This window comes from Buttiauxella cochleicola (assembly GCF_021283185.1).
GTDB classification, from domain to species: domain Bacteria; phylum Pseudomonadota; class Gammaproteobacteria; order Enterobacterales; family Enterobacteriaceae; genus Buttiauxella; species Buttiauxella massiliensis.
The window spans coordinates 259,499-286,398 of sequence record NZ_JAJSOS010000002.1 but is presented as its reverse complement, the minus strand read 5'-3'; the positions used below and the strand labels follow the sequence as shown (position 1 = coordinate 286,398).

At 49.7% G+C, this 26,900-nt stretch carries 23 protein-coding genes; 5 read left to right on the top strand and 18 right to left on the bottom strand.

The annotated features are described in order from the left end of the window. Positions 1 to 240: 240 nt before the first annotated feature. Together LVQ76_RS04265 and LVQ76_RS04260 are read left to right on the top strand one after the other, a co-directional pair. Entirely contained in the window at positions 241 to 1,089 is an 849-nt protein-coding gene (locus LVQ76_RS04265) for a transcriptional regulator (protein WP_232863592.1), read from the top strand. After that, a complete protein-coding gene (locus tag LVQ76_RS04260; protein WP_232921069.1) occupies positions 1,086 to 1,580 on the top strand; it encodes a hypothetical protein in 495 nt (164 codons plus the stop codon). Before LVQ76_RS04265 ends, LVQ76_RS04260 begins: the two co-directional genes overlap by 4 nt. Before the next feature lie 45 nt (positions 1,581 to 1,625). On the opposite strand, the gene LVQ76_RS04255 is transcribed toward LVQ76_RS04260, so the two are convergent. The 12 genes from LVQ76_RS04255 to LVQ76_RS04200 form a co-directional block, all read right to left on the bottom strand. Next, entirely contained in the window at positions 1,626 to 2,807 is a 1,182-nt protein-coding gene (locus LVQ76_RS04255; RefSeq protein WP_232863590.1) for a DUF1120 domain-containing protein, read from the bottom strand. A 13-nt stretch (positions 2,808 to 2,820) separates the two neighbouring features. Beyond that, positions 2,821 to 5,289 (bottom strand): fimbria/pilus outer membrane usher protein, encoded by a 2,469-nt coding sequence (locus tag LVQ76_RS04250; RefSeq protein ID WP_232921068.1) that lies wholly within the window; start codon positions 5,287 to 5,289, stop codon positions 2,821 to 2,823. 26 nt (positions 5,290 to 5,315) lie between these two features. Next, positions 5,316 to 6,026: a fimbria/pilus chaperone family protein gene (locus LVQ76_RS04245; RefSeq protein ID WP_370639819.1), complete on the bottom strand. Its 711-nt coding sequence runs from the start codon at positions 6,024 to 6,026 to the stop codon at positions 5,316 to 5,318. A gap of 485 nt (positions 6,027 to 6,511) precedes the next feature. After that, entirely contained in the window at positions 6,512 to 7,189 is a 678-nt protein-coding gene (locus LVQ76_RS04240; protein WP_232863587.1) for a fimbrial protein, read from the bottom strand. A gap of 70 nt (positions 7,190 to 7,259) precedes the next feature. Further along, the gene (locus LVQ76_RS04235) at positions 7,260 to 7,910 is read right to left on the bottom strand and encodes a DUF1120 domain-containing protein (RefSeq protein WP_232863586.1); all 651 of its coding nucleotides are present in this window, start codon (positions 7,908 to 7,910) and stop codon (positions 7,260 to 7,262) included. A gap of 554 nt (positions 7,911 to 8,464) precedes the next feature. Further along, on the bottom strand, positions 8,465 to 9,136 hold the full coding sequence (locus LVQ76_RS04230; RefSeq protein WP_232921067.1) for a DUF1120 domain-containing protein: 672 nt from the start codon (positions 9,134 to 9,136) through the stop codon (positions 8,465 to 8,467). Between the two features lie 76 nt (positions 9,137 to 9,212). After that, a complete protein-coding gene (locus LVQ76_RS04225; RefSeq protein WP_232863584.1) occupies positions 9,213 to 9,860 on the bottom strand; it encodes a DUF1120 domain-containing protein in 648 nt (215 codons plus the stop codon). 318 nt (positions 9,861 to 10,178) lie between these two features. Next, positions 10,179 to 11,327: a hypothetical protein gene (locus tag LVQ76_RS04220; protein ID WP_232903460.1), complete on the bottom strand. Its 1,149-nt coding sequence runs from the start codon at positions 11,325 to 11,327 to the stop codon at positions 10,179 to 10,181. Positions 11,328 to 11,372: 45 nt separating this feature from the next. Then, positions 11,373 to 13,880: a TcfC E-set like domain-containing protein gene (locus LVQ76_RS22290; protein ID WP_232921066.1), complete on the bottom strand. Its 2,508-nt coding sequence runs from the start codon at positions 13,878 to 13,880 to the stop codon at positions 11,373 to 11,375. A gap of 28 nt (positions 13,881 to 13,908) precedes the next feature. Then, positions 13,909 to 14,400 (bottom strand): CS1 type fimbrial major subunit, encoded by a 492-nt coding sequence (locus LVQ76_RS04210; RefSeq protein ID WP_232921065.1) that lies wholly within the window; start codon positions 14,398 to 14,400, stop codon positions 13,909 to 13,911. Positions 14,401 to 14,441: 41 nt separating this feature from the next. After that, positions 14,442 to 15,176, bottom strand: a complete 735-nt coding sequence (locus tag LVQ76_RS04205; protein ID WP_232863580.1) for a hypothetical protein — start codon at positions 15,174 to 15,176, stop codon at positions 14,442 to 14,444. 439 nt (positions 15,177 to 15,615) lie between these two features. Continuing rightward, on the bottom strand, positions 15,616 to 15,828 hold the full coding sequence (locus LVQ76_RS04200; protein ID WP_232903457.1) for a ubiquitin-like domain-containing protein: 213 nt from the start codon (positions 15,826 to 15,828) through the stop codon (positions 15,616 to 15,618). A gap of 219 nt (positions 15,829 to 16,047) precedes the next feature. Between LVQ76_RS04200 and LVQ76_RS04195 the strand changes: the two genes are divergently transcribed. Together LVQ76_RS04195 and LVQ76_RS04190 are read left to right on the top strand one after the other, a co-directional pair. After that, positions 16,048 to 16,791, top strand: a complete 744-nt coding sequence (locus tag LVQ76_RS04195; RefSeq protein ID WP_151995899.1) for a YciC family protein — start codon at positions 16,048 to 16,050, stop codon at positions 16,789 to 16,791. Between the two features lie 59 nt (positions 16,792 to 16,850). After that, positions 16,851 to 17,387 carry a septation protein A gene (locus tag LVQ76_RS04190; RefSeq protein WP_064511702.1) on the top strand — a complete coding sequence of 179 codons (537 nt, stop codon included), beginning with the start codon at positions 16,851 to 16,853 and terminating at the stop codon, positions 17,385 to 17,387. A gap of 150 nt (positions 17,388 to 17,537) precedes the next feature. On the opposite strand, the gene LVQ76_RS04185 is transcribed toward LVQ76_RS04190, so the two are convergent. Next, positions 17,538 to 17,816 carry a hypothetical protein gene (locus tag LVQ76_RS04185; RefSeq protein WP_232921064.1) on the bottom strand — a complete coding sequence of 93 codons (279 nt, stop codon included), beginning with the start codon at positions 17,814 to 17,816 and terminating at the stop codon, positions 17,538 to 17,540. 333 nt (positions 17,817 to 18,149) lie between these two features. Between LVQ76_RS04185 and yciA the strand changes: the two genes are divergently transcribed. After that, a complete protein-coding gene (gene yciA / locus LVQ76_RS04180; RefSeq protein ID WP_232863756.1) occupies positions 18,150 to 18,542 on the top strand; it encodes an acyl-CoA thioester hydrolase YciA in 393 nt (130 codons plus the stop codon). Between the two features lie 58 nt (positions 18,543 to 18,600). On the opposite strand, the gene dcp is transcribed toward yciA, so the two are convergent. Genes dcp through guaD form a run of 5 tightly spaced genes read right to left on the bottom strand, consistent with a single transcriptional unit; the run spans position 18,601 to position 26,550 of the window. After that, on the bottom strand, positions 18,601 to 20,646 hold the full coding sequence (gene dcp / locus LVQ76_RS04175) for a peptidyl-dipeptidase Dcp (RefSeq protein ID WP_232921063.1): 2,046 nt from the start codon (positions 20,644 to 20,646) through the stop codon (positions 18,601 to 18,603). A 37-nt stretch (positions 20,647 to 20,683) separates the two neighbouring features. After that, on the bottom strand, positions 20,684 to 21,454 hold the full coding sequence (gene xdhC, locus LVQ76_RS04170; RefSeq protein WP_232921062.1) for a xanthine dehydrogenase accessory protein XdhC: 771 nt from the start codon (positions 21,452 to 21,454) through the stop codon (positions 20,684 to 20,686). Then, the gene (gene xdhB, locus LVQ76_RS04165) at positions 21,451 to 23,796 is read right to left on the bottom strand and encodes a xanthine dehydrogenase molybdopterin binding subunit (protein ID WP_232921061.1); all 2,346 of its coding nucleotides are present in this window, start codon (positions 23,794 to 23,796) and stop codon (positions 21,451 to 21,453) included. Before xdhB ends, xdhC begins: the two co-directional genes overlap by 4 nt. Continuing rightward, positions 23,786 to 25,222: a xanthine dehydrogenase small subunit gene (gene xdhA, locus LVQ76_RS04160; protein WP_232921060.1), complete on the bottom strand. Its 1,437-nt coding sequence runs from the start codon at positions 25,220 to 25,222 to the stop codon at positions 23,786 to 23,788. The genes xdhB and xdhA overlap by 11 nt, the downstream gene beginning before the upstream one ends. Next, on the bottom strand, positions 25,219 to 26,550 hold the full coding sequence (guaD, locus tag LVQ76_RS04155) for a guanine deaminase (RefSeq protein WP_232863573.1): 1,332 nt from the start codon (positions 26,548 to 26,550) through the stop codon (positions 25,219 to 25,221). The genes xdhA and guaD overlap by 4 nt, the downstream gene beginning before the upstream one ends. Between the last annotated feature and the right edge of the window lie 350 nt (positions 26,551 to 26,900).

Genomic DNA, 26,900 nt, shown 5'->3' with positions numbered 1-26,900 from the left:
TTTCAGCCCAGCAAAAGTTTACTAAGCAGTTTAAATAAGGTTTTTTTGTGATAAGCGGGATGGTCTATGCTCATTAGAAAGATGAGATGCTCCTCAAGCTCTTCATTTCGCACGGTAAAAGGGCTAGTATGAGTAAGGGATTGTTAAACATTTGTTTTAATTTTGAGGTTCACCAGGTTGACACAATACCGTCTAAATCAAAGCTTAATTTTTGATGATGAGATCTTTCAGTTATCGTCTTTGAGCGCACCGCAGGTAAAGATCAAGCTCAGCGCCACCGCCTCGCGCTGTCTGACGCTTTTTATTGAGCGTCAGGGCGAAACGATTGATAAAGAAACCTTAATGCACGAATGCTGGGGCAAATTTGGCACATTAGTTACCGAAGGCAGCATGTGGAAGAATATCTCCCAGTTACGCCAGGCGTTTCAGAAGCTGAATGTTCCTTATGAGGTGATTGTTACCGTTCCCCGACTTGGCTATACCTTCAGCTCGCAAATCCAGGTTGAAAAGGCTGGCGTTGCGCAACCACTGCAATCCGAAGAATCTGCCATTGTTGAGATAGAACCGGTGACAGACGCGAGTTCTGTGAATAATGAGATAGAGATAGTCACAGACTCAGGGGGGGAAGCTGAAACCGTTGAACAGATAACTCCCCAGCCACCTCAAGCCCTTATTACCGATCGCGAACCGTCGGTGAGCGCTCGAGCCAAAATTCTTCCTGCGCTTTTAACCGCTTTAGTGGTGTTAAATATGGCAGCGGCAGGCGGTTTTTATTTCTATAAAAATCACAATCAGCAGTTACACGATTTTGATGTGCGTGAGCAATATCGCCCGACCGCTTCGCTGGGTGAAACTCAGGTTTATTTACAAGCGCCACTCAATGAGCAGTCTGTCTATGCGAAAGAAGCTGTTAATCGTTTTAATCACGACAAACCGCAAACCCTGGCTGGCAAATCCGTCAATTATCTCTACATCAATAAGGTCAGCAGCCGCAATTTGAGCAGCTATTTCCTTTGTGATGCTCCGATAACTGAAAAAGACAACGGCTGTAGCGCTTATTTTAGTCTGCGAAATGGGGCGGAAAAATGAAAAAAGTCCTGCTGAGTATACTGGTGCTAGTGTTGTTAGTTGCCCCCTGGCTTGTTGTCCGCCATTTAGATGCCCACAGTAGCCTCGCTTTCTATTGCCAGGTGCCTTATGCGATTAACTCGCAGAAAGACGACAATATGCTGCTTAAAGGTTCGATCAAAACCCACTATTACGCTAATGGCAGCGGGATTGGTATTCTTAGCGGCACGATGCAGTATCAGGCTCGGGAAGGTGATAAACCGGCTCTCTACACTATTCACCGTAATACTCGTTTTAACTGGAAAGTGAGCCATTCTTATATCACTACCCACACCGATAGCATGCACCCGGCCTTTGGCGAGAATATTCCTGCGACACTGGCTGAAGAGTTTATTTTCCCAAGTTTTAAAACGAAATTTAACGATTATTACCAGATTGAGAAAATAGCTAATGGCGACAGTATTGTGAGTGTGGCAAATATGCCACGGCTTTATTGTCATTCCGGGGCATAAAATCATGCTCCGGAGGGCTAACCCTAATGACTGTCAAAAACAGCGTTAAATATAGAAAACTTCAAGGGTCGCTGAGCCTTTAATCTCTATTTCATCGGTGACCTTCAGGCTGCCAGTCGGGGCAATTTCTACATCAACTGTTAGCGTCGTGTTGAGTTGCTCCAGTGGTGCAGGCCCAGCATTGCTGGCCACCGCTGGGGTAAAGCCAGACAACGAATCGGTGCTCAATTGCTGGCTTCCAGTAGCAGATTCACTCCAGGTACTGGCCGACAACGGAGCCTGAGTCAAATACAAACTGGAATGGCTGTCCGCATGACTGGTGGTGCTGTTGATACTGAGCGTATAAGAGCCAATCGGGTTAGCGCTGTTGTCCAGACCCAATCCAAATTGTTCAGTGCCGCTGCGCGTCGCAGTGCCCTGTTGATTATCAATGGTTTTTATCGCAAAACTGACCGGTGCTTCGCAGGCGACATTAAGTTCAATACTGCGAGGTTGCAACTGGCTAGCCTGGTTCAGACTGAGATCGCTTTGCGAGATCTTACCCAATTTCACTGTCCCCCCCTGGCTGAGAGTTGGAACGCAGGAAACAGGTTGAATACTGGCTTTCAGACTGAGCGTTCGACTTTCCCCTCCGGGTACGATTTCCAGTCGGCCACTGCTTTGCCAGTTTGTTGCCGAGCGCAGACGGAGCTGTGACTCAGACATACTGGCAGCCACATCCAGCGTTGCACGCAAACTGGTCCCTTTCACCGGTGAACCATTGTGTACTGCCGTGATCCCCTGCTCGCCTTCCCATGTCAGAGAGGGTTCACTGTGGGATGGCATCTGACCCGATGCAGAGACGCGCCCTAAGTTTACGGGCTGACCATCCACCGTGGCATCGCGTAACTTAAGCTGGTAGTTCCCCGCAGAACCAAACGTGTATCCCGGCTGATTGATACTGGCAACTGCGCGATAAAACAGCGTCATCTCCGTTGGGTTAGCACAGTTTACCGTCAGATTCAGGCTGCGCTGCCCTATCGATACCTTCTGCTGCGCCCGAGTTAACAAGCTGCGTTTGAGCTGGCCAAAATCAATGTCGCTGTTACTGACTGTCATAGAACACTCTGCTGTCTGTGCGGCAGCGACGTTTACGGGGGCAACAGCAATCCAACAAAACGCCCCCAGAATGCTGGAACCGAGCACACGTTGGGTGAATCGATTAGCTAAACTAACGAATTTATTCATCATATTACCTGCATTAGTTTGCCCGACAGACGGCCGGAACAGTTTCATAATAGTTAAGCTCATCTGCCTGTTTCGGCAGTGTAATGTCCACGCGACAACGCTGTATGCCGGCTCCAGTGACCCACAACGTTTTAAGTTCTGTGGCATTTTCAAGGAACATTTCACCCGCTCGTTCTACCATGCCTACCGGTTGGTTATTCTGATCGGTAATTAACGCTCCGGTTGGAAGCGGCTGCCCGGTGGCTGTGGTTATTTGCATCAACACACGACGGGTCGTCGTCGCATGAAAATCAACACGCTGTACCGATCCTCGTCCCGGCCGGACTTCTGCAAAACCTTGCTGAATATCGACATTTCGAGGCAGGCTATTATTCGCGACGTCTACTGTATTGCGACCGAAGCCATTGAGCTGGGAAAGTACCGCATTGCCTTTGCTGTCAGTCCATACCGGGCCGCTTGGGGTGTTGAGCTTCACGCCAGAAACATCACCGACATTGACCAATCCAAAGGTCTCTTTCACCGTATAAGGTGACGCGGTTACGCCATTAGCATGTGCAACTACTCCACCACGCATCCCGCCACTAAAGCTATTTTGTTTCTTGCCATCGCCGCTGTAATCAAGATCAACCGACGTATAGCGGGGAATAAATGAGGTCCCGGCGCTGAGTGAAGTGGTGTTATCACGCGAGTCTTGCTCACCGCCTACCCTATAACTGAAAGCATCATTCACGGAGTCGCTGGCGTTGATACCGTAACGACGGGAACCGCCGCTTTCACGCATAGTGGTAGTGATTCGCGGTCGGTCGCCAAATGGGATATTCAGGCTGACATAATAGCTGTTACTGTTCTTTGACATCCCCTCAACCCATGAAGAGCTGCCCAAATCACGTTCAGCAGACAAGTTGAGTGACACATAGCGAAAACTGATCCCCCAGTTTGCCGTCGCGCGTCGCGTCATGCTGCCATCTGAGTATGTCGCCTGGGAAAAACCGGTGGAGAAACTGCCGAGCCATGGATGACTCCAGCCCAAACGAGTATCCAACTGCTGACGCTGATGCAAGCGCGTATCGTCATCAGATGGCGAATAACTCACGTCAATCAATTCACGAAATCCAGGGCTTTGCAGACTGGCCGCAGCTTCCACATTCCAGTTTGCACCGAGGTTTTGCGTCAGCGACAGGCGCGTTAACCCGCCCTGTTTACCTTCACGATTGGCCCGCGAACCGACCATATCCCACTGGGCCAAAGCGCCTTCCCACGGGCTGTGTCCTATGCCGCTCCCCACTGAGGCATAGTGGGTTGCCAGCATTACGCCATTGGATATTGAGGTATCCGGCCCCAGCGCACCGCTCCAGCCAGCGCTTGCCACCAAAGGTTTTTCCGTCGCGCCGGAAAGGTTACGCACCTGACCTATTGCGTAGGCATAACCACTCTCCGGCGAAGCGATACCCGCTACCGCCGCAGAAACCGTAAAGCTGTGCTCGCTACCATCAGCCTCAATCACCTTCACATTGAGATCAAAGCGCTGGCTGATGCGCGGAACATCGGTCAACACGAACGGGCCACCTGGAACCACAGTGGTATAAATCAGCGATCCCATCTGCGACACTTCAACTCTGGCCGTCCCTTGGGCGATACCTTCCACTCTTCCTGGCATGTTCTGCTGTGAAAGAGCTTGCTCATTCATCCACTGAAAACCTGTGATTTGCGCCCCGCTGAGCACCGGGTTCACCAATCTGATTTGGCCGGTCTGCAAGACGGCTCCCTGCTCGGCGAAACTACGCTGAGCATAGGCTTCCATATGCTGAAACTGATTACTCCCATTACTACTACTGTAAATCTGGCGGCTTCGCACAATCCAGTCCGCGGCATTGAAACCCAACTCTGTGGTCGCGGAATAACTGTTGCTCGAGCCTCCGGCATACTGGCTATTCACTCCCAGAAGCTCATAGTTGAGCAAAGCCGCCGTGCCACCGGTGGTATATCCGCTCACATCTTGCGCGCTGTTCAGTGCTTGTGTTGGCACCACCAGATCAACTTCATTCTCACCAGTACGCAATTCCACCAGCGTCAACGGATAAGCCTCAAGAAATGCCTGACAGGCGGAGCTTGCCACAGCGCTTTGCGCCGCATCCGGGTCGCGATTTAACGGATCTTTTAATCCCGCAGCAGCCAGCAGCGCCGGATCAAAGCAAAGCTGCCCTTCCTGATTGAAGCTGGCGTTCAGTTTTCCCTTGTCAGTGCCGTTAACGATTATCCGCACGTTATGTTTACCGGGGGTAAATCGCGGGCTACCACTAAAGTAGTCGGCGAGTTGCGGATCAATACCACGCTGTTTGAGGATTTCTGCCGAAAACTCCTCCTCTTCGCGGCTGAGCTTTTCGCTCTCATTAGCCAGCGCAACGGGTAGAACGATGCTTGCAGGGATCAGCATCCCCGCCGTGAGCAGTTGCCAGGTATTAGGTGTCAAAAATGCAGTCATAGCGGAGAGTTCTGTTCCTCAAAGAATTAACGAGTAATGTTTTTGCCGTTCAGCGGCGCGTCATAGTGTTTGACGGCAAAACCATAAACGGTGGCAGGAACAAAGCGCACCGCACTTGCAGAAGCCGCAGCACCGGTGACAGAAACATCAAGCTTTTCACCCGGCAGAACATAGCTTTTGGTCATCTGCGCCCGCGTTTGGGATGGCATCAGTGTCACATCAGGAGACAGACGCACGACATAAGCCGTTGGGTTACTGACGGTCAACTTGCCGTTAGCCAGCGACCATTGCAGACCTGTCCACGGGGAATCATTGCGCGCCAGCCCCTTTGGATGAATGATGACCGGCAAATTTTGGCGTACGCCAACCCCAACTCGCGACTCCCCGGCTTCATTCTCACGTTTCTGAGATGCGATGCCTTCGAAGCTGGCTCGTTTCATGCGCTGGGTTTTTAACGGCGCATTACCGGTACGCAGAATAAAACGCACCTGCTGGGTTTTACCCGCTTCAACGCGGGCCACCGATGGGGTTACCAGCAGCAACGGCTCTTTGTCTTCCGGAATATCTAATACTTTGACATGCAACAACGAAGCAACGGCGTCGCTGTTGGTCACCTTCATGGTGGCTTCGCCATCGGCTTCATTGACGATAACCACGGAGGTTTCAGGGATCATGCCATCGGCCAGCACAGGTTTCGCAGCGGTCAGCACCAGCGCACCCAGCAGCGTCATAGTCATTACGGTCGTTGTATTCTTTTGCGTGAATTTCATAATCTGAACTCTTTCATAAATGTGAGTGAGGCTTCAGGCGTAGGCCGTTCCCTGCTCCGCCAAAGCAATGTGTGGTTAAGCACCACATTGGTATTAACGAGTCAGTTTGCTGAACAATTCTTGTACTGCCTCCTGACGTGACTGAATCCTACGCAGCAGGCGCAGTAAGGAACACGGAATAAACCTGAAAAGGTCTTACCGGAATATATTTATTTTAAATCAATAGATTATGTTTTGTTTCAGCATAATCCTGACCGAGCCTTCCCGTTGAATACTCCAGAGGTATCCAGACTGTCCCAAAGATGAATACACAAGCACACAGTGCGGGGGGGAGAGATTGTTGCTGCCCGCATCCGTTAGTCGGGAACGGGCAATAAATCGAGACTTTTGTGCTCAGGAAAGTGGGATTGATTTATTGCTCATTAATACGCGAAAAGGATTTCTGCCGGGCATTAAAAATAATTCACCACCACGGTTGCCGCACCTTCCAGTTGAATGGCTCCGGCGGTATCTAAATCATCCCGTGGGTTAATGCTCATTCTTAAATGCCGGGGAATCTGCATCCTTTTAACTGCTGGGTGACCGAGGTAATGTCTATCTTCCGCGCCATTTCCATCCGATGCCAACTCAATAAAAGAGGTTGCCGGACAACTGAGAGGGAACACCCTACCTCTGAAGATACGGACAAATTTATCCAATCCCATCAGGTTGCCGTCACCGACATCAACCTTGGTCTGCTCAGCATCTGGCAAAACAGGATCGCATCCGCCGTCAGGCAAAGCCTCGTTAGTTGAAGGCTTCCACCACGCCAGTGAACCGGTGGCCGTTCCACCGGCATGGGGTTTTAGCTGCCCACCGTTGTCAAACGGAAAAGCGACCCAAAGTCCGGTTGGCGCCGGGCATTCAATCGAGATCGTTTTTGAGAGATCCCGATGGGTAGGCGCATCGCTGTTGAGTTCATCCGCCATCATGGTGCCGAAGCGGTAGTCTTTGCCACCGGCAATCACCACCGTACAGGGGGCCGGAGCAACAGACCCCATCACGGTAAGATCGGCTTGGCTCGCTGCGAACACGGGTTGCGACAGGTTCAAGATAATGGCTAGTACGGTAAGTTTTGTTGGCATTTTCATAGTGATACCCGCTAATAATCTTCAAGTCAGGAAGAGTAGCCGGTCCTTGTTGGACCGGCGCTGTTTCTGATTAGAGGTACTCGACAATCAGGGTGGCAGAGCCAGCAAAATTGAAGTTAGTTGTCGTATCCAGAGTGTTAAGCGGTGCGATAACCGGCTCAATGTCAAGCTGGGTAACTAGCGTACTGAGCGGTTTAGGGGCGGTAGATGAGGTGTTTTCGCCATATGCATACAATATCCCCCCATGAACAATCACTGTAGGATCTATACCATTTGCCGTGGTCCAGTTTTTACCGCCATTTATTGAACGCATAGTAATAACATTACTGCCATCCCCTTGCGCGGTCCCCTGCATACTTAAAGTATATTGACCGATATTATTTGTACCTTGCTTACCCAGGCCAAAAATGGCGCCGTTATTTAGGTCCAGCGTCGAATCCATAGCATTATCCACTGCTCTAATAGCAAATGGAGCGGTCGCGCCGGCACAATCAACTGTTAAATCAAGGGATTTCTTATCCAGAGTGGTTCGTGCCGTCTCAGAAAGATCGGAGGTGGAGATTGAACCGTAGTTAATGGCGCCGCCACCGCTCAAGGTTGGTGTACAGGCCACCGGAGTGATGGTACCCGTAACGTTCAGCGTGACGTTACTTGCAGCAAAAGCCTGAGAAGAAACCAGCATGCCGAAAGCCAGTGCAGATAAAGTGAACTTATTAGTCATGTACATAAAAATTCCAACATTAAATAGAGGTTAATTAGAAAGCAGGCTCCTGCCGCTTCACTCGCCGCCTTATTAAGGCCCCGAGAAATAAAATGGGCTAGCGGCAACGACGGCAAAATTAGCACGCAGGGTGGAGGGCAGGAACTGAATAAACCTTATTTAAAATATACATATTTATCAGATGGTTATTTATTTAATTCAGGTTTAGTAAGGCTGACTGAACGTCTTAACAATGCTTACCTTGCCCGCAGCAACGTTTCGTGACGCACGTGGGCAGAGGCGCCATACAAAGGCCCCTCTTTTTTATCAACCTACAACTTTAAAAATCCAGCATCTGTTCAAATACAACCGTAATATTGCCTGACCACTCGGACCCTGGCTGGGCCAGCATTTTATCCAGTTCGCCACCTGCGACTTCAATGGTTAACTTCCCGAAAGAGGTGACCGGCGTTAAACCAGCAAGGAGATAGGACGAGTAAGCCCCTTTTATACGTTGTTACCGGATGTTTATTGACTGGACTGCCGGAATACGCGAAACGGATTTCTGCCGGGTATTAAAAATAATTCACTACCACGGTTGCCGCACCTTCCAGTTGAATGGCTCCGGCGGTATCTAAATCATCCCGTGGGTTAATGCTCATTCTTAAATGCCGGGGAATCTGCATCCTTTTAACTGCTGGGTGACCGAGGTAATAACCATCTTCTGCGCCATTTCCATCCGATGCATAATCACTAAAAGAGGTTACCGGACAACTGGGACGGAGCACGCTACCTCTGAAGATACGAACATATTTATCCAATCCCATCAGGTTGCCGTCACCAACATCAACCTTGGTCTGCTCAGCATCTGGCAAAACAGGATCGCATCCGCGGTCAGACAAAGCCTCGTTAGTTGAAGGCTTCCACCACGCCAGTGAACCGGTGGCCGTTCCACCGGCATGGGGTTTTAGCTGCCCACCGTTGTCAAACGGAAAAGCGACCCAAAGTCCGGTTGGCGCCGGGCATTCAATCGAGATCGTTTTTGAGAGATCCCGATGGGTAGGCGCATCGCTGTTGAGTTCATCCGCCATCATGGTGCCGAAGCGGTAGTCTTTGCCACCGGCAATCACCACCGTACAGGGGGCCGGGGCAACAGACCCCATCACGGTAAGATCGGCTTGGCTCGCTGCGAACACGGGTTGCAACAGGTTCAAGACAATGGCTAGTGTGGTAAGTTTTGTTGGCATTTTCATAGTGATACCCGCTAATAATCTTCAAGTCAGGAAGAACTGCCGGCCCTTATTTGACCGGCACTGTTTCTGATTAGAGGTACTCGACAATCAGGGTGGTGGAACCAGCAAAATTGAAGTTATTGGTGGTATCCAGGGTGTTGAGTGGCGCGATAGTCGCCTCAATGTCAAGTTGGGTAACTAGCTTACTGACCGGCGTAGGAGTGTTAGCTGTGCTGTTACCATATGCATGCAGTTTCCCCCCATGTATTACCATTACCGGATTGACACCCGATGTTTTGTTCCAGCTTGTACCGCCATTTATTGAAGTCATAGCGTGAACATCATTTCCATCTCCTTGCGCGGTCCCCGCAATGTACACAGTATATTGACCGATATTACTTGTTCCCTGCTTACCCAGGCCAAAATAGCCGCCAGTATTTAGGTCCAGCGTCGAATCCATATTGTTATCCACCGCTGTAATAGCAAATGGAGCCGTCGCACCGGCACAATCGACCGTTAAATTAAGGGATTTCTTATCCAGAGTGGTTCTTGCCGTCTCAGAAAGATCGGAAGTGGAGATTGAACCGTACTTAATGGCGCCGCCACCGCTCAAGGTTGGCGTACAGGCCACTGGAGTGATGGTGCCCCTGACGTTCAGCGTGACGTTACTTGCAGCAAAAGCCTGAGAAGAAACCAGCATGCCGAAAGCCAGTGCAGATAAAGTGAACTTATTAGTCATGTACATAAAAATTCCAACATTAAATAGAGATTAATTAGAAAGCAGGCTCCTGCCGCTTCACTCGCCGCCTTATTCAGAACCCGAAAGATAAATGGGCTAGCGGCAACGACGGCAAAATTAGCACGCAGGGTGAAGGGCAGGAACTGAATAAACCTTATTTGAAATATGCATATTTATCAGATGGTTATTTATTTAATTCAGGTTTAGTAAGGCTGACTGAACGTCTTAACAATGCTTACCTTGCCCGCAGCAACTTCTCGTGACGCACGTGGGCAGAGGCGCCATACAAAGACCCCTCTTTTTTATCAACCTACAACTTTAAAAATCCAGCATCTGTTCAAAGACAACCGTAATATTGCCTGACCACTCGGACCCTGGCTGGGTCAGCATTTTATCCAGTTCGCCACCTGCGACTTCAATGGTTAACTTCCCGGAAGAGGTGACCGGCGTTAAACCAGCAAGGAGATAGGACGAGTAAGCCCCTTTATATGTAGTTACCGGATGCTTATTGACTGAACTGCCGGGGTAGTTTCTCCACGGTTCGGGGAGCGTGATGGACACATTCAAATTAGCCAGATTTCCTTTTCCATCGGAAATCTGACAAATATTTGACGAAAGATAACTGCAATTCTCTAACGAAACCGCCACCCACCCCTGGGCGGTAATGGTAAAAGGTATATTTCGATATATTCTGTCGGGCTTGACGCTGCGGTTGATCCAACTGCTCCAGCCGTCTTGCGGGGTTAATACTGCCCGCTCAGAACCCGGTGGAAGGCGGAGCTTCATGGGAACGGTAGAAACATAAACAACAAACGGAATTTCGATGCGGTCGGTGTGGTAGATAGCTTCCGGCCCCATATCAAAATCTTTGCCAGGTCCCAGCGTATAATAAATGCTGCCTCGATAAATACCGGGCTCGGTAGCCGGGGTTCTTAAATCCCAATTAGTGGGAAACCCAACAACACTTCTGGCTCCAAAGATTAATGCCGTATAGTGGATATGATCAGGCCCACGTGTAGAAGCATAATTACATTCTGCAGCACCTCTAAAAGTTATAGAACCACTCTTCCCGACGGTGGCTGAAACTGGGTTACATGCGGGGTAGTCATATATTGGCGATGAAAAACCTGATTCATATCTGAAATGCCAGTTTTGTTCGTTGCCTGAAGTACCATCAAGGGCTGCCCCTTGAGAAAGACTAATCGTACTGCCTCTTTCATTAGTCAGCACAACAATAGAATTTGGCATTTTTGCTTTAATTAACAGTTGGCCACTTCCTGAGGTGAAACTTTTTTCAACATTAATCGGCACCTCATGATTATTTATCGTGGTGACCTGAGTACTGACCCCTACAATGGCGTAACCTTCGATGATATTTGAAACACCCGCATAGACAAACCCAGGTAATAACAAGAGCGTGGCGATAAGCTGCAAATAGATCAGATTTAAATAGATGAAGCGCTTCATAAAGATAACCAACCAGGATTTAAATAATTGAATTAGCCGAATGCGTTAACTTTTCACACACTGAATATCACCCACCATCAGCGCATCGTTCTCCTGCGGATGGGCGTTAATGTCGAGGGTTAACTCGCACAGCTGTTTATTCTGATGATGAATGGCAAGCGTAGGCGAAGAGGCGTTCATTTCTACGGCAAAAAAACCACCGTGTTCCGTAACGCTGCGACTGGCATGGTTAATTACCTGACCGCCGCGAATAGGCTCACCCTGAGCATCCAGTACTCGCCCGATAACCGTGACAGTTTTCATTACCTGTATTTTGCGATATTCCACGCCGCCACGATTGAGCTGATAGCGGGTGCTCTGCGGCTTGATGGTGACGGCGTGGTCGTCTTTCTCTACATCAAACTGTATATGACCCGTTTTATAAGGGGCGACGGGAATAAAGTTGCGCCCAGGGCGCAGTGGTGTGCTGCTTCCACTATGTTCATCGGCGCGTAAAAGCACCTCTGGCACATCGGACTCCACGTCAATAATCATTCCTGCGCCGCTGTAGTGAGATTCGCCACTGGCTGCCAGCTTATTGCGCCCCATCGCAACGGTACTTTCTAAATTCACACCGCCGCTTAAACCCGAGTTGTAGCTGGATTTTTGGGCGTAAGCATCGCCACGTAATACGCTGTTCTGGAAACCGGCTCCCACATCAAGGCCCGTACCATAACGGTCGGCGGTCAGGGTGCCGTTAAGATTGCGCACAAAACCCTGGTCATAATCCTGCTGCCAGCCAACTGCCGCGTTGTTATCACGCTCACCATCGCGACCGGTACGGCTACCCAGACGGGTGGTGACGCGGCCTTTTTCCGTGCTGAGATTCCAGCTAAGGTTAATATCAATGCCCCGGTTGCGCCCGTTACCACTGCTGTAGCTGCCGGGACGATCGAACAACGACACGCGCCACAAAGCGCTATTGCCGTACAGTTCACCGTTATGCTGCCAACCAAGATCCACACCGGTGCCATTACTGTTGCCACTATTATTGCTGACCCGCCCGGTCAGGCTGTTCTTGTTGGACAGCCGATGATGCAGGTTGGCGGAGCTGGTGCGGTTTTCTCCTTTATAGCTGCCATAACGGGTACGGGTATCCAGCCACGATTGGTTGTGGCTTAAGACGATGCTACCGCTGCCATAACTATAAATACCCTGTAGATCGGCCGCCTGACCGTAGTTCTCTGCCCATGACAGATTGTTATAGAAACTTAAGCTGTCGCTGATTCTCCAGTCCAGCGTGGTGCCGTACTGCATATTGCCCTGCACCTGCTGGGCTGAAAGGCCGCCTACCAGACGAGGATTAATCAGATAATTAAGCAAGACTCCGGCATTCAGCTCGCCTTGTTCGCGTTTATCCCAGTTGCTTATTAGCTGGCTCGACTTACCGGCAAACAGGTTGTAACGCCAGCGGTTGGTTGGGTCTGCCCAATTTTCCGGTTTGTAGATGGTTTCTTCACGGCGGTAAGTGACATCGCCATCTTCTACAAGACGCACTTCAATCGGGTAGATCCCCCCCGGCAACGAGCGTGTATCAATCGTTTGTAAGCCTGGCTGTACCGACTGACTGTTGATTAACTGCTGGTTTCGGTAAATTTCGACCATACCCGGGCGGTTAACTGTCACATAAATAGGCGTCGCGCTTGGGCGATCGTTACGGATGGCAAGAGTATCGGAACTTCCGATCATCACCCCCAGCGTAGTATCCGGACGACCGCCTAACGTCATGGGCTGTAGGCCAATGTTATTGCTGTCGGGCGTAAAGTAGCCAAGCCGCAGGAAGTGGCCTTCATATTCACGCTGCCCGTAAAGGTCCTGCATGCTGTAATGCATTTCATCTTCATAACCGCTGCTTTTCGCCATCTGCCAACTGCTTTGCATACTCCAGCTGCCGAGGCTTGCTGATGCATTCAGCCAGTAGTTGCCGGATGTTTCGCCCTCCCCGCTATTCACCAGATTGAGCTGATTACGGACAATCAGACCTGGTGCGCTCTCCTGCGGCAAAAGATAATACTTCGCTTCACCGTCGATAACTTCCGCATCCGCCGTGACGATAGATAACTGTGAGTTTTCAATGCTGTAATGAATCGCGAGCAGCATTTCAGGGCAGTCGGCGGCGCATTCGCCAAGCTTACGTTCCTGTTGCAGGATTTGCCCCCACAGCTCCTGACGGCGCAGCATTTCCCCCTGCACATCCACGCTGTGGGTAAATTCCAGCAGGCGGACTCGTTCATCGTGCGAGAGCGTGATCATTCCCTCCCCCAGCAACTGCCCGTTGAGTTCGATACGCACGGCCAGCGGCACGTCGAAGAAATGCTCGGCAAACCCAGCGGGCAGTTGCTCAGTTTGTTTTAATAAGCTGGCGGTGGTCATTGGGGCAGCAGAAGCAGAATAAGGAGCAGAAAGCGCAACGGCGATACAGCCCGCCAGGCATGTCTGTTGAATAATACGTGGGTTGTTCATAGTCAGCCATTCGTGAGAAAGAATCTCTTGTGCCAGTAAAGGCACTGACACAAGAGAAAAAAGAAATGCTGAAGAGTACTTACGGCGTTACCGTTTCAAACAGCATGCCGACCAGGCCGGTATAGCTACCTGGAGCATACCCACCCGTTGGCGCTGCTGCGGCACGAACCTGGAAAGGTACCGTCTGGCCAGTCGCTGCAGCTGTCGCTGCAAGCACTTCTGCCGACGTAGTGGTTAATGCCACGTTATTAACCAGAACGCTCAGGCCGATATTTTGCGCCGGCGTTCCGTTGCTCATTTCGATTGGCGAGGTCAGTTTTGCGGAGATGGCACCCGTGGTGCTTTTCATATTTAACTGGCGGGAGAAAGTGGCCAGCGTTTTAGTCTGTGAGTCGTAATCGAGGTTCTGCGGGTCGTTCATCCAGTTACCGCCGCCTGCTGGAGTCACATAAAAATCAGCGGTAGGGATGGTGGCGGTTACCGTCATTTGGTGAGCAATGGGGTCAACTGCCTGCACGCTTACAGAAGCCAGGATCAGAGCCAGAGGTGCCAAAGCAATAAGTTTTTTCATACTATTAATTCCATTTGTTTGTTAAAAATAAAATACCCAGGTTAATATTTTTTGGTTTTGTCACCTTCAATTAAATGAAAATGAAAAACCTGATTTACTTCTTTGCTAAAATTACGGCTGGCGCCGGGTAATACATGGTGCTTGCTTGAGACATCACAGTTTGTTCCGTTGCTGTCACAGGCTTTAAAATGGTCTAAAAAGACAACGCTATTACCGTTATTACGCACAGTCATACCGCTCTCACCTTGCGTAATATCCGTGTTAAACCTGACCTGACTCGGGCGAACATAAATAATGGTGCCGTAGCCCGCCATAATATTCACCCCGGCACTAAGGGTTTTGCCGTAATCGTTTACGTCTTTTTCGGAGACATTAAAATCCCCTTTACTGTCTGGCATTACCGGAACATATCTCACGCGGTAATAGCGTTCCACCTGGCGCTCGCCCATAACTAATAAACGTACGGTTTGCATGCCCTTCGCAGGAATAATTAAACGCGCAGGGCTGGCAATCAGGGTGTAACCGCCGGGTGCTTTTGCCTGATTGATATCCATTACCGGTTTTTCTTGATTGCCATTTTTCTTATCAAGAATAATTTCACTGACATCAACCTTAACGAAAGCTGTCGCATCACCTTCATTACGAATACGTTTTAGAAAAGTTGATTTATCTGCATCAATATAATCCTGCATAGTGCCTACATTGATGTCAGGCGCAGCGGCATGACCTGTCAATGGAATTAAAATCCCGACAAGTAACAAAACAGTTATCTTCATTACTTTAACTCTCTTCTGCTTAATGGTTTATTACCCACCATCATTCGCATTGCGTTTAGCTATATGTAAAAGACGCTACTTAATGGTCGTACTGCCTGTCCGACACACAATAATGATTAGAGAAGCATAAGGACACTGATATGTACTGAAAACAACCAACTCAAAAACACTCAAAATACCTACAATCAAATATTCAGTTAATAAGGGGAAATAAGGTCATATTTCGTCTATTCACCACAACATAGAGTTACAGGAACTGGATGATTGAGAGGATAGAAGCGTTCATAAAATTGAAGGTTTGTTAGGACATGGGTCAGGACAAAGTTCGACGCGTTTTTTAACCGAGCATGAGCAACTGAATACTCCTCAAAATAAAGCCACCGCAGTACAACTGCGGTGGCTTTATTTAAGTAAATCGTCCAGATAATAAGGTGATGTTTTATACGATATTTATCGTAGCACCATCTGCAATATTATAAACACCTAAGGTAAGGCCTTCATCAAGAACCTTGCCGTTGTATACCAATCTGATTCTGTCAATTGAGACACCAGTGTTATCTGCAATACGTGATTTTACATTCAATATCGTATCAGCACTCTCAACATCCAGACTGAATTCACTGTCGTTTTCATCCACGAAATTAATCTGCATAGTTAGCTCCCAAGTGTTGTTGCTGTACGACAAATTTAGGTCAAGCAAACCTTTACTGCAATGTTATGTCAATTTATAGGCAAAACGACAACCCCGCTCCAGATCAATTTTTCACATTGACAGTAACTTACTTTCACCGCGCATCTTGTCGGTGCCAGCGTCATTCATCCAGGGTACAATCCCCGCTGTTTTTTAACCGAGCAACATCAAGGAGAGTGCATGTCTATCACGGCAGGTTCTGTGTACCGTGACACGGGGAATTTTCTACGCAATCAGTTTGTTACTGTCTTACTGATCGCTTTACTTTGTGCCTTTATTTCGGTTGTGATCGGTCACGCCTTTTCACCCAGCGACGAGCAAATGTCTATCCTTAGTGAGGGAGATAATTTATCGAATAGCATGGGGCTGTTTGATCTTGTGCAAAACATGACACCTGAGCAGCAGCAAATGTTACTTAAAGCCTCTGCGGCATCGACATTTGCGGGTCTGATTGGCAATGCAATCCTTGCGGGTAGTGTGCTGGTTTTAATTCAGATGGTGAGTGCCGGGCAACGCGTGAGCGCGCTGCGTGCGATTGGTACATCGGCTCCTGTATTGCCTAAGATCTTTATCTTGATGTTCCTGACAACCTTCCTGGTGCAAATCGGCATCATGCTGATTGTGGTACCGGGCGTGCTGTTAGCAATTCTGCTGTCATTCGCGCCAGTTATGGTTGTGCAGGATAAAGTAGGAATTTTCCAGTCGATGCGCGGCAGTATGCGTCTTGCCTGGGGAAATATGCGCCTTGTTGCACCTGCGGTGATTAGCTGGTTACTGGCAAAAACTGCACTCCTGATGCTCGCATCTTCATTTGCAGCACTGTCACCTGCGGTTGGCGGGGTGGTAGCAAATACGATAAGCAACCTGATTTCTGCTGTGTTGCTCATCTACGTATTCCGTTTGTATATGCTGGTACGCCAATAACACTCACTTACTCCTGAACCTCTAACTGAAGGTTCAGGAGTCATTTTACGGAACAGATTATGAAGCAGTTTCTCGACTTCCTGCCCCTGATTGTTTTCTTCGCATTCTATAAAATGTACGACATTTATGTGGCCTCTGGTGCGCTGATCGTCGCCACCGGTTTTGCACTGATCTATAGCTGGTATAAATTCCGCAAGATAGAAAAAATGGCGCTGATCACCTTCCTGATGGTGGCCGTTTTCGGCGGTCTGACGCTGTTCTTCCATAATGATGAATTTATCAAATGGAAAGTCACCGTGATCTACGGCCTGTTTGCTGCCGCACTTCTGATTAGCCAGTTGGTGATGGGAAAACCGTTGATTCAACGCATGTTGGGTAAAGAGATCTCTCTACCGCAAGGTGTATGGTCACGTTTGAACGTCGCATGGGCGTTGTTTTTCATCGTCTGTGGCGCACTGAATATTTACGTAGCGTTCTGGCTACCACAAAGCGTGTGGGTCAACTTTAAAGTGTTCGGCCTGACGGCGGCGACGCTGGTGTTTACGCTGTTGAGCGGTGTTTATATCTATAAGCACATGCCTCAGGAAGAAAAGTAAACATTCGCGGACGCGTTTAAATATTTTCTGTTCTCGAGCACACGTTGATAAATCCAAAATCAACGTGTGCTTTTTTTTGAATCTTCCAGATGCAAAAATGCCCCAGCGGTTACCGAGGCATTTTCATTAAAATTCTGCTTTCAAACACAATTAATGATGGTCGTCATATTGGTGCTCAATCACCATCCCTTCTGCCACGCTGGCAACATGACGTGCACGCGGATGATATGCTGCAACAGGCGCTGGAGCCGGGGTGACGTATACTGTTTGAGGCGACGTGGTTGTTACGTTGATAGCCTGGGAAACAGTGACTGAAGAAGGCACTACCACCACTTTATATCCGCTCGGAACATCTACAGTGACATTTTGCGCCATTGCTGAACCAATCCCGCCAATCATAACAACTGTCAAAAGAAGAAACTTTTTCATATAAACATTAACCCACGAAATAATTAGAGTATGTAATACGCCGAAGGGAGCTTAAATAAACGGATACCGCTCTTTTGTAGGAGCGACAGTGATGCGGATAGTAGACAGTTTATCAATGTGATTATTAGCTTTGTGTGCTTAAGGTTTTTCACTCATTATTAGCATATATAAACAGTGCTTATGGACATATCCAGGCACAAACCCATACGAGCCATGGGGATCACAAATGTGATAAATTGCTGATATAGCACCATAAGTGCAAAAGCAATGGCCATGCCCGCTGCAAGCGAATTCAATAACGATGAAATCCATGACTACTTTTTGGAAAGTGATATGACTCCACAAGACACTCCCGCAGGCGAACTGGTTCTGCGCACACTAGCCATGCCGGCGGATACCAACGCCAACGGCGATATTTTTGGTGGCTGGCTGATGGCACAGATGGATATGGGCGGCGCGATTATGGCCAAAGAAATTGCCCAAGGCCGTGTGGTAACTGTCCGTGTTGATGGGATGACGTTTCTTAAGCCTGTCGCCGTTGGTGATGTGGTGTGTTGCTACGCCAACTGCATCAAACGCGGAAATAGTTCCATTACCATTAACGTGGAAGTATGGGTGAAAAAGGTCTCGTCTGAACCGATTGGCCAGCGCTATAAAGCGACAGAAGCCATTTTTATCTATGTCGCTGTCGATAATGACGGTAAACCGCGCCCTATTCCGCGCTAAGTTAGTTTTCAATAAAAAATGCGCCGAATGGCGCATTTTTTATTATCTTTGGTCTGATTCAGCTTTTTAAACCACGATTTTCCAGCATAGGCTCACTGTAAGGCGCATGCCCACGCCAGTCGTTGTATAGCGCTTTGAGTTCCTTACTGTTCCCTCGAGACAAAATCGCTTCACGGAAGCGCTGACCATTTTGTGCCGTTAGCCCGCCCTGTTCCACAAACCATTGATAGCCATCATCGGCCAACATTTGTGTCCAGATATACGCGTAATAGCCCGCCGCATAACCTCCACCAAAGATATGCGCGAAGTAGCTACTGCGATAACGCGGAGGAACGGTTGGCAGATTAATGTACTCACTTTCCAGTGCATGGGCTTCAAACCGCGCCACATCATCCACCGTACTTCCGTCCGGTAAACTGTGCCAGTTCATATCGAGTAGTGCTGCGGCAAGCAACTCTGTCATGTCGTAGCCTTTGTTAAAGCGGGCGGCACGGAATAGCTTATCTTTCAATGCATCAGGCATCGCCTCGCCAGTCTGATAATGGCGAGCATAGTTAGCAAACACCTGGGATTGGCTCGCCCAGTGTTCATTGATTTGCGAAGGGAACTCCACGAAGTCGCGCGGCGTATTCGTCCCAGAAAGTGTTGCATAGCATTGGGTCGCAAATAGCCCATGTAACGTATGACCAAATTCATGGAATAACGTCACCACATCGTCCCAGGATATAAGCGCGGCTTCACCGGCTGCCGGTTTGTTGTAGTTGCAAACATTGTAAATCACCGGAGAGTTATCCAGCAGCGTGGATTGTTCAACAAAGTTGCCCATCCATGCTCCGCCACCTTTACTCTCGCGAGCAAAGAAATCGCCATAGAACAGCGCCATGCCGCGCCCGTCTTTATCAAAGATTTCCCACACGCGCACGTCATCGTGATAGACGGGGATATCAAAGCGCTCGACAAAATTCAGACCAAATAGCTGGCTGGCTGCCCAAAAAACACCATTGCTTAGAACATTGTTCAACTCGAAATAGGGCTTAATTTGCCCTTCATCAAGGTCGTATTTAGCTCGTCTGACTTGCTCTGCGTAGAATGCCCAGTCCCATGCTTCGGCTTTAAATCCACCCTGTTGTGCGTCAATCACCTGCTGAATATCCACAAGTTCGCGTTGCGCACGTGCGGTGGCTGCAGGCACGATGTCACGCATGAATTGCAGTGCTGCTTGCGGCTTTTCTGCCATTTGGTCGGCAATTTTCCAGGCCGCATAATTCTCGAAACCAAGCAATTGCGCCTGTTCTGCACGCAGTATGGCCAGGCGCGCGACAATCGCCCGTGTGTCGTTGCCGTCATTTTGCTGAGTACGATCCCAACCCGCTTTAAACAGTTTTTCGCGTGTCTGCCGGTTTTGCAGTGATTGCAGCGCGGGCTGTTGGGTGAAATTAAGCAATGGAATTAAGTATTTTCCATTCAGCCCCTTAGCACTGGCATGTTGTGCAGCAGATGCAATTTCTGCCGGCGTTAAGCCCGCCAGTTGCTCTACATCGTCAACCACCAGACCTGCGGCTTTATCTGCTGCATGCAGGCGATTATTAAACTGGCTACTAAGCTGGGCGGCTTCTTTATTCAGCACCTTAAGACGTGCTTTTTTCTCATCACTTAATGTTGCACCCGAAAACCTAAAACTCTGCCAGACGACTTCAACTAAACGCCGCGATTCTTCATCAAGACCTGCTGAGTTACGGTGTTGATAAACGCTATCCAGACGCTCAAACAGCAGGGTATTAAGGCGCATTTCATCGGCGAGCTCCGCCAGTTCGGCGGCAAATTCTTCATCGAGCTGTTGCAGGTAATCATTGGTATTGGCGGAAGTCATGGCGAAGAAAACGTTGGTTACTCGCCCTAACATCTGCCCGGTTTTTTCCAGCGCAAGGAAGGTATTTTCAAAAGTGGGTGCCGCAGTGTCATTGGCAATCGCCGCGATTTCTTCGCGCTTGATGCGTTTAGCTTCGTCAAATGCCGGACGATAGTGGCTGTCCTGAATGTCATCAAAGTGAGGTGCCTGGTAAGGCAATAAACTGATGTGGTAGAACGGATTTTCCATCTGCATTCTTTAATTCCTGCTGACCGCAAAACTAATTTATAGCTCAACTCGCTACCTGATACACAGCAATAATCTCGGCGGCAATGGCCACGGCGATTTCTGCCGGGAGTTTCCCTTTCACATCCGGCAACCCCACCGGGCAACGCAAGGTGCTCAGTTGTTGCTCAGTAATTCCTTTTCCCGCCAGCCGATATTCAAAGCGTTGCCGTTTGGTTTGCGAACCAATCAAGCCCAGATAGCGGTAATCACCGCGTTTAAGTATCGCTTCGGTCAGTTCAAGGTCACGCGGATGGTGGTGGGTCATCACAATAAAATAGCTTTGCGCGGCCGCCGATTTCACCGCATCCAATGGGTCTTCAGCCTGCCAGGTTGTTACCCCTTTTGGAGCCACTGAAAACATATCAGGCCGTTCATCCACCCAGGTGATGTGACAGGGCAACGTTGATAATAATGCCACCAGCGCTTGCCCTACATGACCTGCGCCGAAAACCATGATTTGTGGCTGCGACTGAATTAACGGTTCAAATAAAACTGTGGTCATGCCGCCACAACACTGGCCTAGCCGCGCTCCAAGATTAAAATGCTCGGTATGTGGTGCCGTAGCCTGCTTTTCCAGCATCTCACGCGCCATCGCAATGCACTGGAATTCAAGATGCCCGCCACCGATAGTCAGGAACGTTTGCTTTCGCCCGACAATCATCTTCGTGCCACAATTTCTCGGCACTGAGCCTTTGTCAGCCAGCAGCGTGAGCAATACGCACGGTTCGCGTTGCTCGCGAAGCTGCATCAGAATGCTAATCCATTCATCATTCATGGCACCTCCTGACAGCCCCAGAAAACACGTTCCGGCGTTGCGGGGGCATCTAACAGCGGGTGTTTCTGATAATCCGTGACGCTTGCCACAGCATCTTGCAAAGCACACCACACTGAAATTCCTAACATAAATGGCGGTTCACCCACTGCTTTGGAGCGATAAACCGTGTGCTGCGGGTTAGCATGATTCTCCAGCAACTGGACTCTGAAGTCGGCTGGCGCATCGCTGATAGCCGGGATTTTGTAACTCATCGGGCTGTCAGTCAGCAGTCGCCCTTTTTCATCCCATACCAGCTCTTCACAAGTCAGCCAGCCTGCGCCCTGCACAAACCCGCCTTCGATTTGGCCAATATCCAGCGCCGGGTTCAGAGAGTTGCCAACATCATGCAGAATATCGGTACGTAGCAGGCGATACTCGCCAGTTAGTGTGTCGATAACCACTTCAGAACACGCCGCGCCATATGAGAAGTAATAGAACGGTTGCCCACGCCCGGCGGCGCGATCGTAGTGGATACCCGGCACTTTGTAGAAGCCCGTTGCTGAAAGTGGTACCTGGTTTAGCCACGCAAGATTCGCGATTTCAGTAAAGGTGAAATGGTGGCCTGGCACTTTAACCACGCCATTACGGAATTCCACCTGTTCAGTGGTGCATTTGTGCAAGCGGCATAGCATTTCCACCAGCTGTTCTTTAATTGTCAGCGCTGCAATTTCAGCTGCTTTGCCATTGAGATCAGCACCAGATGACGCCGCCGTTGGCGAGGTATTTGGCACTTTCCCCGTATTGGTTGCCGTAACCTGAATCTGTTCCACAGGAATTTGCAGCACCTCGGCAACCACCTGCGCCACTTTGGTATTCAAACCCTGTCCCATCTCCGTGCCACCGTGGTTAAGCTGCACAGTGCCATCGGTATAAATCAGCAACAGTGCTCCGGCCTGGTTGAGAAAACTGGAGGTGAAAGAGATGCCAAATTTGACCGGCGTAAGAGCCAGCCCGCGTTTTAACACTGGACTACTGCGATTGTATTCGCTGATTTGTTCGCGCCTGGAGTGGTAATCGGCACTTGCTTCAAGCTGGCGGGTGATTTCCGGCATGATGTTGTGTTCAACAGTCTGATGATAGTGCGTGACGTTACGCTCAGTATCGCCGTAGTAATTACGTTTACGCACTTCCAGCGGGTCGAGGCCGAGTTCACGGGAAATGTGATCCATAATCTGCTCAATGGCGACCATGCCCTGTGGCCCGCCAAACCCGCGATATGCCGTATTGGAAGCCAGATTCGTACGACAGCGATAGCCCGTTATTCTCGCATCACCCAGATAGTAGGCATTATCGGCATGGAACATGGCGCGATCGCAGATCGATCCTGAAAGATCCAGCGAGTAACCGCAATTAGCCGCCAGATCGATGACTACCCCATCGAGCATCCCTTCATCCGTAAACCCGACATCGTAGCGAACAAAAAATGGATGCCGTTTACCGGTGATACGCATATCGTCACGACGCGAAAGACGCATTTTGGCTGGTCGGCCGGTTAATGCCGCAGCCAGCGCCGCGTGGCAGGCAATGCCCGCAGCCTGTGTCTCTTTGCCACCAAAACCACCGCCCATACGGCGCATATCTACAGTAACTCTATTCATTGTTACACCGAGCACTGATGCCACGAGTTTTTGTACTTCAGTGGGGTGCTGAGTCGACGACCAGACAGTAACGCAACCATCCTCCCCCGGTTGCACCACGGCAATTTGCCCTTCGAGATAAAAGTGTTCCTGCCCGCCGATATGAAATTGCCCCTGAATACGATGCACCGCACAAGCCAGCGCTCGGTCTGCATCACCACGCTGATGAACGTGCGGTTCTTGCACATATTGCTCGCGGCGCAAGGCTTCTTCGACATCCAGTACCGGCTCAAGAAGTTCATATTCAATGACCGCTTTGAGTGCCGCCTCACGTGCAGCTTCGGGCGTTTCCGCAGCTACAGTCAGTACAACCTGGCCATGGTATTCAACCAAATCTCGGGCAAATAGTGGGTCGCCAGGTGCCAGTGGGCCAATATCCAGCTCACCGGGAACATCCTGCCAACTAAAGACTCGCACCACGCCAGCAATGGAGTAACACTCGGCAGTGTCGATTCTGGTAATTCGCGCATGAGCATGTTGGCTAAGAACCGGGCACAGATACATCATACCCGGCAATGTTAGCTTATCGTCAATGTACTCAGCTTTGCCGCTCGCATGCTTATCGGCACTTTCATGCTTACGGCTCTTACCCGCTCCACCGTTCATCTCGCGGGAAAATTGTTCGATTAATGCCTGCTCTGAAAGGCGTGCCGGGTTAATTGACATAGTTTTGTACCTCCAGCACATAACCGGGTTCGGTTTGTTGCAACAGCAAACGCCTCAGCAGATTTTGCGCAACAGTCAAACGGTAGCGCCCAGAACCCCGGAAATCAGTTAACGGCTGGAAGTCTGCGGCCAGTGCATGACATGCCAGGTCTAATGTTTGTTGGGTGAATGGCTGGCCTGACAGTTTTTGCTCAGCACTTTTAGCTCGCGCCGGGACCGCAGCCATGCCGCCAAATGCCAGTTTCACACTTGTCACAACGCCACGATTAAAATGCAGGTTAAACGCGCCAAATACCGTCGAAATATCATCATCCATACGCTTTGATATTTTCCACGCGGCAAATGTCGGGGAGATAGCAGTACGGTCAATCAGCACCGCACTGATAAATTCACCTGGTTGCAAAGCGGTTTTACGATAGCTCAGGAAGAACTCATCAAGCGGTAGTATGCGCACGGTTTCGCCGCAACGTAGCTCGAGTTCGGCACCCAGAGCCAGTAACATCGGTGCACCATCGCCGATGGGCGAGGCATTCGCCAAATTCCCTGCCAGTGTGCCGTGGTTGCGAATTTGCGCAGAAGCAAAACGATCCAGCACCTGTGCAAACGCCGGAATCAAAGGTTGTAAGATATCCTGACACGCCTGCAAAGTTGCCATCGCTCCAATACGAATCTGGCTCTCCGCCACCGTAATCGTCTTAAGCTCGTCAATCTGGTTAAGCCCGATAATCAATGGCAGTGTCTGATACTGCTGGGTAATCGCCAGCGCCAGATCGGTGCCCCCAGCCAGTAATCGTGCCTGAGGATTTTGCTGATAAAGTCCTGCCAACTGGGTAACTGTTTTAGGTAACAGACACCGGTTGGATTTTGTAAGTTCTCCCACGCCCGTTGGTTGCAGCGCTTTTAATCGCGATACAGTTTGCGGCTCAGTCTGCGTGAACTGATCTTGCGTGGTTGCGCAGCTTTGCTCCATGGCGTCAATAATTGGGCGATAGCCAGTACAGCGGCAAAGATTCCCCGCAAGACTCTTTTCGATCTCATGGCGCTGTACGGCTGTGTGCGATTTTTGCAGCGCAAATCCCGACATAACAAAACCTGGAGTACAAAAGCCGCACTGTGATGCATGGCAATCGGCCATCGCTTGCTGAACCGGGTGCAACTCATTGCCTTGCGATAAATCTTCCACCGTCAGCAATTGTTTGCCAGCAAGTTGGCTGATGAGCGTGATACAGCCATTTGCCGTCTGGTAACGCATGTTCTCACCGTCTACTTGACCGAGAACGACCGTACAAGCGCCGCAATCACCAGATGCACATCCTTCTTTGCTGCCGCAGCGCTGTTCACTGCCGCGCAGCCAGTTCAGTACCGTGGTATTCGGGTCCACATCATCGAGGGTTTTTAACGTTTGATTTAGCAAAAATTGAATCATGCTGCGACCTCCAGCGTATCTCGCTGCCACACGCATTTGCCGTTGACCCAGGTGTGCCAGATGTTGCGATCGTCACCAAGCGTCATCAGCACGAACAGTTTTTCGTAAATGTCGCGGCTATTGGCGTGGCGCATCTTCTGTAGCGGAGATACAGCCAGGTCGAGAACCACGAAGTCGGCCTCTTTGCCGGGTAAGAAATTGCCAATTTTGTCATCAAGATCCAACGCGTGAGCTCCGCCAAGGGTTGCGTGATAAAACGCTTCGCTGGCACACAAACGGTAGCCTTGAAGTTGCGCGACTTTGTACGCCTCAGCCAGTGTTTGCAGCATATTAAAAGTGGTGCCTGCGCCAACATCAGTACCAATACCCATGCGGATCCCTCGGTCATGGCACTGCTTTAAGTTAAACAAGCCACTCCCGAGAAACAGGTTAGAGGTTGGACAGAAGGCGATTGCCGATTCGGTTCGATGCAGACAATCCCACTCGCACTCTTGCAAGTGGATGGCATGCGCAAAAACGCTACGTTTGCCAGTCAATTGGTACTGGTGATAGACGCCCAAATAGCTTTCGGATTCCGGCCACAGACTTTTTACCCAGGCGACTTCATCGCTGTTCTCACTAAGATGAGTGTGCAGCCAGGTATCGGGAAATTCTTCACGTAACGTTTGCACCGCTGCGAGTAATTCAGGTGAGGAGGTTGGCGCAAAACGAGGCGTCAGGGCATAGTTCAGCCGCCCTTTTTTGTGCCAGCGTTGAATAAGCTCACGGGTTTGCAGGTAGCTTTGCTCGGGTGTTTCCGTGAGATAGTCTGGCGCGTTACGATCCATCATCACTTTACCGGCAATAAGCCGCATCGAGAGATGTTCCGCCGCGCTAAAAAGCGCATCGACCGATTGCGGATGCACGGTGCCAAATACCAGAGCCGTGGTTGTACCATTACTGAGTAACTGGCTAAGAAAGAAGGCTGACATTTTTGCCGCGTGCGAACTATCCTGATATTGGCTTTCAACCGGGAAGGTATAAGTCTGCAGCCATTCCAATAGTTGTTCACCATAGGCACCTATCATTTCTGTTTGCGGATAATGCAGATGGGTATCAACGAAGCCCGGAATAATCAGCTTACCGCGATAATCAATGTAATCATTTTCAGCACGCAGATGGCTGCGCCCTTCTTCCCACGGTAACAACGCGACGACAGTGCCATCATTAAGGAACAGCACAGCATCTTCGTGATGACGAGCATTAGCCAGTAATTCGTCGGGATTCGTCCCGGTTTGAGTAATATCGAAAAACTGACCGCGTAGCGCTTGCGTGTAATTAACTGTCATCGCCGTACCTGTAATTGGTTTGTGAAGAATGAGTTAATAGCTGCAATGTTGATGCCATGTTGGAATTTAGATTTAATCATTTTGATAACAGTAGCTTAGATTACACACCCTCTTGTTGCGCAACATTTACGCAACTTTTTAGCATGCAAACGATTGCTCACACCTGCAAACGGTTGCCTTTTGGTATCATGAGCTGGATTGTTAAAAATTGAGGAATTGCCCGCACCAACAAGTTGCACTGACATGGCCTTGTTGCACCAGTAATGCACAGGTGCTGCCATACTAAAGTTCAATTATCACTAACTGCCTTAGCGTGCTAAGGTATTGCGACATAAAAAGCGTTGAGGAAC

What these genes read in the sequence shown, in the direction of transcription:
- LVQ76_RS04260 (WP_232921069.1), top strand. Translation starts at nt 1,086, where the DNA reads ATGAAAAAAGTCCTGCTGAGTATACTGGTGCTAGTGTTGTTAGTTGCC.
- LVQ76_RS04255 (WP_232863590.1), bottom strand. Translation starts at nt 2,807, where the DNA reads ATGAATAAATTCGTTAGTTTAGCTAATCGATTCACCCAACGTGTGCTC.
- LVQ76_RS04250 (WP_232921068.1), bottom strand. Translation starts at nt 5,289, where the DNA reads ATGACTGCATTTTTGACACCTAATACCTGGCAACTGCTCACGGCGGGG.
- LVQ76_RS04245 (WP_370639819.1), bottom strand. Translation starts at nt 6,026, where the DNA reads ATGACTATGACGCTGCTGGGTGCGCTGGTGCTGACCGCTGCGAAACCT.
- LVQ76_RS04240 (WP_232863587.1), bottom strand. Translation starts at nt 7,189, where the DNA reads ATGAAAATGCCAACAAAACTTACCGTACTAGCCATTATCTTGAACCTG.
- LVQ76_RS04235 (WP_232863586.1), bottom strand. Translation starts at nt 7,910, where the DNA reads ATGACTAATAAGTTCACTTTATCTGCACTGGCTTTCGGCATGCTGGTT.
- LVQ76_RS04230 (WP_232921067.1), bottom strand. Translation starts at nt 9,136, where the DNA reads ATGCCAACAAAACTTACCACACTAGCCATTGTCTTGAACCTGTTGCAA.
- LVQ76_RS04225 (WP_232863584.1), bottom strand. Translation starts at nt 9,860, where the DNA reads ATGACTAATAAGTTCACTTTATCTGCACTGGCTTTCGGCATGCTGGTT.
- LVQ76_RS04220 (WP_232903460.1), bottom strand. Translation starts at nt 11,327, where the DNA reads ATGAAGCGCTTCATCTATTTAAATCTGATCTATTTGCAGCTTATCGCC.
- LVQ76_RS04210 (WP_232921065.1), bottom strand. Translation starts at nt 14,400, where the DNA reads ATGAAAAAACTTATTGCTTTGGCACCTCTGGCTCTGATCCTGGCTTCT.
- LVQ76_RS04205 (WP_232863580.1), bottom strand. Translation starts at nt 15,176, where the DNA reads ATGAAGATAACTGTTTTGTTACTTGTCGGGATTTTAATTCCATTGACA.
- LVQ76_RS04200 (WP_232903457.1), bottom strand. Translation starts at nt 15,828, where the DNA reads ATGCAGATTAATTTCGTGGATGAAAACGACAGTGAATTCAGTCTGGAT.
- LVQ76_RS04195 (WP_151995899.1), top strand. Translation starts at nt 16,048, where the DNA reads ATGTCTATCACGGCAGGTTCTGTGTACCGTGACACGGGGAATTTTCTA.
- LVQ76_RS04190 (WP_064511702.1), top strand. Translation starts at nt 16,851, where the DNA reads ATGAAGCAGTTTCTCGACTTCCTGCCCCTGATTGTTTTCTTCGCATTC.
- LVQ76_RS04185 (WP_232921064.1), bottom strand. Translation starts at nt 17,816, where the DNA reads ATGAAAAAGTTTCTTCTTTTGACAGTTGTTATGATTGGCGGGATTGGT.
- yciA (WP_232863756.1), top strand. Translation starts at nt 18,150, where the DNA reads ATGACTCCACAAGACACTCCCGCAGGCGAACTGGTTCTGCGCACACTA.
- dcp (WP_232921063.1), bottom strand. Translation starts at nt 20,646, where the DNA reads ATGCAGATGGAAAATCCGTTCTACCACATCAGTTTATTGCCTTACCAG.
- xdhC (WP_232921062.1), bottom strand. Translation starts at nt 21,454, where the DNA reads ATGAATGATGAATGGATTAGCATTCTGATGCAGCTTCGCGAGCAACGC.
- xdhB (WP_232921061.1), bottom strand. Translation starts at nt 23,796, where the DNA reads ATGTCAATTAACCCGGCACGCCTTTCAGAGCAGGCATTAATCGAACAA.
- xdhA (WP_232921060.1), bottom strand. Translation starts at nt 25,222, where the DNA reads ATGATTCAATTTTTGCTAAATCAAACGTTAAAAACCCTCGATGATGTG.
- guaD (WP_232863573.1), bottom strand. Translation starts at nt 26,550, where the DNA reads ATGACAGTTAATTACACGCAAGCGCTACGCGGTCAGTTTTTCGATATT.